This window comes from Streptomyces sp. URMC 123, from assembly GCF_051386515.1.
GTDB lineage: Bacteria > Actinomycetota > Actinomycetes > Streptomycetales > Streptomycetaceae > Streptomyces.
Window position 1 is genome coordinate 1 of sequence record NZ_JBPQTV010000354.1, and the last position, 6,398, is coordinate 6,398.

At 74.0% G+C, this 6,398-nt stretch carries 5 protein-coding genes; all 5 read right to left on the bottom strand.

Translation table 11 applies throughout. From position 1 onward, the window contains the following. Positions 1 to 39: 39 nt before the first annotated feature. The 5 genes from ACSNOD_RS26990 to blsG are packed head-to-tail and all read right to left on the bottom strand — an operon-like array spanning position 40 to position 6,397. Positions 40 to 1,218, bottom strand: coding sequence for a hypothetical protein (locus ACSNOD_RS26990; RefSeq protein WP_436769676.1), 1,179 nt, complete (start codon positions 1,216 to 1,218; stop codon positions 40 to 42). Next, complete coding sequence (locus tag ACSNOD_RS26995; RefSeq protein ID WP_436769677.1) at positions 1,218 to 2,519, bottom strand: MFS transporter; 1,302 nt, start codon at positions 2,517 to 2,519, stop codon at positions 1,218 to 1,220. Before ACSNOD_RS26995 ends, ACSNOD_RS26990 begins: the two co-directional genes overlap by 1 nt. A gap of 49 nt (positions 2,520 to 2,568) precedes the next feature. Continuing rightward, on the bottom strand, positions 2,569 to 4,029 hold the full coding sequence (locus ACSNOD_RS27000; RefSeq protein WP_436769678.1) for an ATP-grasp domain-containing protein: 1,461 nt from the start codon (positions 4,027 to 4,029) through the stop codon (positions 2,569 to 2,571). After that, complete coding sequence (locus tag ACSNOD_RS27005) at positions 4,026 to 5,207, bottom strand: DegT/DnrJ/EryC1/StrS family aminotransferase (RefSeq protein ID WP_436769679.1); 1,182 nt, start codon at positions 5,205 to 5,207, stop codon at positions 4,026 to 4,028. Before ACSNOD_RS27005 ends, ACSNOD_RS27000 begins: the two co-directional genes overlap by 4 nt. Continuing rightward, entirely contained in the window at positions 5,204 to 6,397 is a 1,194-nt protein-coding gene (blsG, locus tag ACSNOD_RS27010) for an arginine 2,3-aminomutase (RefSeq protein WP_436769680.1), read from the bottom strand. Before blsG ends, ACSNOD_RS27005 begins: the two co-directional genes overlap by 4 nt. Between the last annotated feature and the right edge of the window lies 1 nt (position 6,398).

Genomic DNA, 6,398 nt, shown 5'->3' on the forward strand with positions numbered 1-6,398 from the left:
TGGACACCGTCTGTGCGGTCTGCATGCGCTGCGGTGACGTCACCTTCCGGGTGCCGGACGCGCCGGAGGTGCGGGCGCCGCGCCCTCCTCGGCGCCCGAGGTGCCGAAGCACAGGAAGGCGGGGTACGGGTGCGAGCCGGCGAGGCTCGCGTTGAGGGCGGCGACCGAGTCCGCCCCCCGGACGGCGGCGCGCCGCCACGCGGCGTTCTCGGGGCGGTCCGAGTCGTGCACGGACACCGCGGCGGCGACGGTGCGGGCGGGCCCGTCCAGGGCGTTGAGGAGGAGTTGATAGCGCGGGTCGTAGAGCGCGAGGTCGGCCAGCGGGCCGCTGTTGCAGGCGCTCAGCACCACCTCGGCGGCCGCCACCCGGTTCAGCGGCACCAGCTTGTCCTCGGGCTTGTAGCAGGGCAGCCCGTAGGCGCAGCGGGGGCCGAGGAGCTCCGGCTCGCGGGGGGCGGCCGGGTTGAGCCCGCAGATGGTGAACTCGCCGAGGTTGACGCTGTCGTCCTTGCCGTGGCCCTGGAAGACCACCCTGCGCCACCGCCGACCGAGGATCTCGGCCCGGATGTCGAGGCGTTCGAAGTCGCGGTCGTCGTAGACGCGCACGCCGTCGGTGGTGTCGCCGCCCGGCCGGTCGGTGTCGGTGAACAGCCCGAGCGCGGTGAGCGAGGCGCGCGGTACGGCGTACTGCTTGGCCACGTTCCAATGGACCGATACGGGGTCGCGCCCGCTCAGTACGGACAGCGACCGGTTCGCGGACCGGTAGGTGGACAGCAGCAGCGCGCGCAGGGGGTCGAGGCGCAGGCGCGCGTAGGCGGCCACGACGAGGAGCGTGCCGTCGCGCCGTCCGCTGTCGCCCGTACTGCCGTCGGGCCACCCGCCCCCGCCCCACAGGGCCTCCTCCGTGAGCCACGTCCGGGCGAGCGGCCGGGCCAGCTCCACGGTCGCCTCGAACAGGTCCTTATCACCGAGGACGACCCCGAAGTCCCGTACGGGCGGGCGCCGCAGGTCTCCGTAGAGCTGTTCGGCCAGCTCCATGCCGGCCGGCAGATCGGGGCGGCCGTCGATCAGTACGGGCACCGGGGCGCCACCGCGCTCCAGGAAGCCCCGGACCGCCTCGTCGAGATCCTCCCGTGCGGTGGGGCGAAAGAGACGGCCGGGAGCGGGCGCGCCGTCCGGTGCGCCCCCGGTGTCGTCGGTGGTGGTGGCAGAGCTCATCAGGAGGACTTCCTCGTGTGCGGTGGAGCGGACGTGTCGCGGGGGGCCGGGGGCGGCGGGGGAGCGCCCCGGCCGAGCACCCCGCGCGCGGCGAACGCCCCCAGCGCCGTCATGAGCGCGACGGCGAGCGCGACGGCGAAGACGCCGTGCGGGCCCAGCGGCCCGACGAGCAGGCCGCCGGCCTGCTGGCCCACCGCCTCCCCGGCGACGGTGGCCAGGGACGCCCAGGTGAACGCCTCGGTCAGCAGCCGGCCCTCGGCCAGCGAGCTCACCAGGGACATCTCGCTCGCCGAGACCAGCGCGATGGGCGCGCCGCCGAGGGCCAGGGCGAGCGCGAGCGTCAGCTCGGACGTGGCGAGCAGGGGCAGCGCCGTACCGGCGGCGTAGGCCAGCAGCAGCCACGGGAAGCGGCGGTGCACCGCGACGCCGGACCCGGCCCGCCCGAGCCACAGCGCGCCGATCGCGCTGCCGACGCCCCAGCAGGCGTAGACGAGGCCGGTGCGGCCCCTGCTGCCGTGGGCGTCGACGAACGCGGGGATGGCCAGGACGAGCAGGCCGATGGGCACGGCGGAGGCGGCCATGACCGCCAGCAGCGTCAGTACGGCACGGTCGCGCAGCGGACCCAGGAGGCCGCGCCCCGCGCCCCGGCCGCTGTCGGCGGCCCTCGCCCGTTCGGCGCGCTCCCGGTCCTCGGTCTCCCGGTCCTCGGTCTCCCGGGGCAGGGGCGTCAGGGCCAGTCCGAGGGCGCCGACGCCGCCGACCACGGCCACGGTCGTCACGGCCAGCCGCGCGGAACCGGTGACCATCAGCGCCGCCAGCATCAGGGGAGCGCCGATCACCAGCAGTTCGGTGAGCAGCGCCTCCCACAGATAGGCGGTCTCGCGCTCCTCGTCCTTCAGGGGCAGCCGCGCCCACAGGGAGCGCATACAGGCGTTGGCGGGCGGCAGAGCGGCGCCGGCGAGCAGCGCGAGCAGCAGTTGGGCGGGCTCCGCGGGTGCGGTGGCCCACACCAGGACGGACAGCGCCAGGGGGTAGACCAGGCCGGTCGCGGTGAGCACGGCCCGCCGGCCGCTGCGGTCCACCCGGCGCGCCACGGCCGGCCCGCCCACGGCCATGCCGAGGGTGTAGAGGGCGGAGACCAGCCCGGCTCGCGCGTAGTCGCCGCCCTGCTCCCGCACCACGAGCACCATGGCCAGGGACATCAGATAGACGGGCAGCCGGGAGACCACGCTCCACCAGGCCGGTCCGGCCACTCCGGGGCGCGTCAGCAGATGCCGGAAGCGGCGGGTCGTCGCGATCACCGTGCGCCCGCCCCCTCCCGGCAGCGGCGGCCGCGGGGAGGCGCGCCGTTCACATCGCCTCCCGGAAGGGGGGATGCGGCAGGAGGCCGCCGCAGGGGTCGCCGGCGCCGTACGGGCCCTCAGCGCCGTCCGGATCGCCGCCGTACGGGGCCCCGCCGCTTCCCGTCCCCCGGGCGCCGGCGTCCGGGACCAGCTCGATCGTGAACGCGTCGAGCACCCGGCGCATGCGGCTCTCCACCTCCGCGGCCGAGTCGCCCACCACATGGACGTAGCCGGAGGCGTTGTTCGAGGCTCGGCGGGCGCTCACCCGGTCGCCCGGCCGGACCCTGAGCACGGCCTCGATCACCCCGTCGAGCCGCAGCAGCTCCGCGCGGGAGGTGATCCGTACGACGCGCCCGGACCCGGGCAGCGGCAGCAGCAGATCGCCCACGCACCGGCGGCGGCCGTACGTGAGCACGGGGCGCCGGCCGAGATAGGCGTCCAGCGTGGCGCCGAACACGTCGAAGCCGTACGCGTGACCGTGGTTGGCGACGATCTCGCAGCCGGCCGGCCGCAGCCCGACCTCGCCCGCGTACACCTCGCCGCCGTCCACGAAGAACTCCATGTGCAGATAGCCGTGGTCGAGCCCCATGCCGGTGACGATCCGGCGCACCAGGGCGGCCACGTCCACCGGCGGCCCCTGCCCCGGGGTGCCGACGCTGATGTTGGCGTTCAGGGCGCCCGCCACGATGTCCAGGGGCCGGCACGGCATGGCGCTCGGCCAGACGTCGACCACCTCGCCGCCGGCGATCAGCGCGCACGCCTCCCACTCGGTGCCGCCGAGGAAGGACTCCACCATCCAGGCGCGGTCCGGGAGGTCCAGCGCGTTCAGCGCGCCGGGGCCGCGCAGCAGATGCGTGTCCACGCAGGCGAAGGAGTCGACGGGCTTGAGCACCACGGGCCAGCCGTGGAGCGCCGCGAACCGCTCGACCTCGGTGGCCAGTGAGGAGGAGGCCGCAGGGCCCGCGGTGGAGGCGCCGGGGCCCGCGGTGCAGGCGCCGGGGCTCGCGGAGGAGGCCCCAGGGCCCGCGGTGGGCCCGGTCGGCGGGGTGAGGCGCGCGTACTCCGCCGTCCGCAGGCCCAGTTCCCGGAAGCGGTCCTTCATCGCCACCTTGTCCCGCACCCAGCGCACCTGGCGTTCGCTCAGATGCGGCAGCCCGGCGAGCGCGGCGAACCGCTGGGCGATGGCCTGGCGCGGCTCGGAGGGGTTGCAGAAGCGGGTCGGCGCCGGGCCGGGGAGCCGTTCGGTCCACGCGCGATAGCGGGCCGCCTCCTCGTCGAGCGGCGCCCCCTCGCGCAGCCAGAACACCGGCAGCCACGCGGTCCGCCGCAGATACTCCTCGGTCAGGTCCCCCCGTGCCTCCTCGAACCGCAACAGCACCACCCGCCCGCTGTGGCGCTCGGCCACGTAACTGGTGAAGGAGGTGGGCCGGTCGTCGGCCATCAGCAGTACGGGCCGAGGCGCGCTCATACGGACTCCAGGACATGCCGCAGGGCCTTCGCCGCGAGCACCTGTTCCTCCTCCGGCAGTTCGGGGGAGAGCGGCAGGCACAGGGTGCGGTCGAGGAGGTCACGGGTGCGGGCGAAGCCGTCGCGGCTGAGGGACCGCGGCTGATCGGCGGGGGCCAGGTGCCACGGGAAGCCGTCGGCGTACAGCGAGCGCCGCCCGGCGAGCACCGGATGCTGCGGCAGGAAGTACTTGTCGAGCGTCCAGTAGGGGAGGGAGCGCTGGGTGAGCGCGGCCACCGCCGCGTCCCGCAGCTCCCGGCTCTCCAGCCGGAAACGGACGCTCACCTTCACATCGCCCTCGGCGCGGGGCAGCACCCTCATGTCCGGCCGGGCCGGAGCCTCCTCCAGGGCGATCGTGTGATGGCGCTCCAGCCCGGCGAGGATCTCCGGCAGATGGCGCAGTTGCTGTGCCTGGATCGCCGCGACCTCCTCGCTGGTGACGAAGTTCTCGCCGTAGTGGGCGTCGTCGGCCCAGGTGGGGTAGTGGCCGGGCACCCGCGACGACCCGTGGTCGTGGTAGCGGCGCATCACCTCCCAGGCCGCGCGGTCGCCGGTGACCAGCAGCCCGCCCTCGCCGGAGGTCAGCACCTTGTTGTGGTGGAAGCTGAACACCCCGGCGTAGCCGCGGGTGCCGGCGTGGCGGCCGTCGGGAAAGCGCGCGCCGAAGGCCTGGGCGCAGTCCTCGACGACGTACGGCACGGACGCGGGCAGCGGGGCCACGGCGCCCTCCATATGGGCCACGATCACCCTCCGGGCGCCCGGGGGCAGCAGCGACGCGTCGAGGCAGAGGTCCTCGTCCACGTCGACCGGCACGGGAACGAGCCCGCTGGAGAGCACCGCCCCGGCCACCGCCACGAACGTGACCGCCGGAATGTGCACCAGGTCGCCCACCCGCGGCCGGGTGGAGATCAGCGCCAGCCGCAGCGCCTCGGTGGCGTTGTGCACGGCCAGCACGTGCGGGGCCGACAGCGCCCGCGCCGCCCGGCGTTCGAGCAGGGACGCCACGCTCTCGCTCTCGGTCTGGTACCTGAACAGCACCCGGTGCTCGATGGCGTGGCGCAGCTCGCTCATGTCGTCCCAGTCGAGGTAGTTCGCGCCGTAGGGCAGGAACCGCTGTCCCAGCCGCTTGTCGAGCGTCATGGCGCATCGCCCTCCCTGGTCGCGTCGCCTTCGGTGACGGGGTACACCGAGCTGTCGAGGAGCAGTTCCTCGCCGCGGTGGTTGCGCAGCAGCAGGCCGTCGGGGGTGGGGGTGCAGTACGGGCGGGCCATGGGGATCTTCCCGAGCCGCGTGGTGAGCACGTACTGCGGGACCCCGAAACCGGTGATGTGGCCCTGGAGGGCCTCCATGATCTCCCAGCCCTTCTCGATCGAGGTCATGAAGTGCGAGACACCGGTGACGTTGTCGCAGTGGTAGAGGTAGTACGGGCGGACCCGGATGCGCAGCAGTTCTGTCATGAGGGTGCGCATCGTGGTGACGTCGTCGTTGACGCCGCGCAGCAGTACGGTCTGGTTGCCCACCGGGATGCCGTGCCGCAGCAGCCGGTCCACCGCGGCCGCCGACTCCGGGGTGATCTCCTTGGGGTGGTTGAAGTGCGTGTTGAGCCACACCGGGTGGTACCGCTCGAGCATCGCGCAGAGCTCAGGCGTGATGCGCTGCGGCAGCAGTACGGGGAACCGGCTGCCGATCCGGATGATCTCCACGCTGGGTACGGCGCGGAGCGCGGCCACGATCTCCTCCAGCCGGTTGTCGCGGTACGAGAGCGGATCGCCGCCGGTGAGCAGCACATCGCGGATCTCGGGGTGGTCGGAGATGTAGCGCAGGTCCTCCTCGAAGGAGGCGCCCTCGTCGTCCCGGAAGTAACTGCCCTGCACATCGGTGGTGTGGAACTTACGGGTGCAGTGGCGGCAGTAGACGGGACAGGCCTCGGTGATCAGCATGATCACTCGATCGGGGTACTTGTGCACCACCCGGTTCGTCTTCCGGTAGTACATGTCGCCCACCGGGTCGATCTCCGCGCCGGCGAACTCCAGCAGCTCGCCCGGCGCCGGCACCGCCTGCTGCCGGATGGGGCAGCGGGGGTCGTACGGGTCCATCAGCGACGCGTAGTACGGGGTGATGGACCACCGGTACTTGCCCGCCGCGCCGGCGATCGCCTTCTCCTCCTCGGGGGTCGGCCGGAACCACTCCCGGGCCTTGTCCACGGTGGTGATCCGCTTGCGCATGTGCCAGTGCCAGTCGTTCCACCGCTCGGCGGGGATCGCGGGGCGGCTGAAGCCCGGGGGCGGCGCCACGCCGGGTTCCCGGGGTGCCGGGGGGCCAGGGGACATG

Excerpts from the sequence above, each read along its gene's own strand:
- ACSNOD_RS26990 (WP_436769676.1), bottom strand. The coding sequence starts at position 1,218 with ATGAGCTCTGCCACCACCACCGACGACACCGGGGGCGCACCGGACGGC.
- ACSNOD_RS27000 (WP_436769678.1), bottom strand. The coding sequence starts at position 4,029 with ATGAGCGCGCCTCGGCCCGTACTGCTGATGGCCGACGACCGGCCCACC.
- ACSNOD_RS27005 (WP_436769679.1), bottom strand. The coding sequence starts at position 5,207 with ATGACGCTCGACAAGCGGCTGGGACAGCGGTTCCTGCCCTACGGCGCG.
- blsG (WP_436769680.1), bottom strand. The coding sequence starts at position 6,397 with ATGTCCCCTGGCCCCCCGGCACCCCGGGAACCCGGCGTGGCGCCGCCC.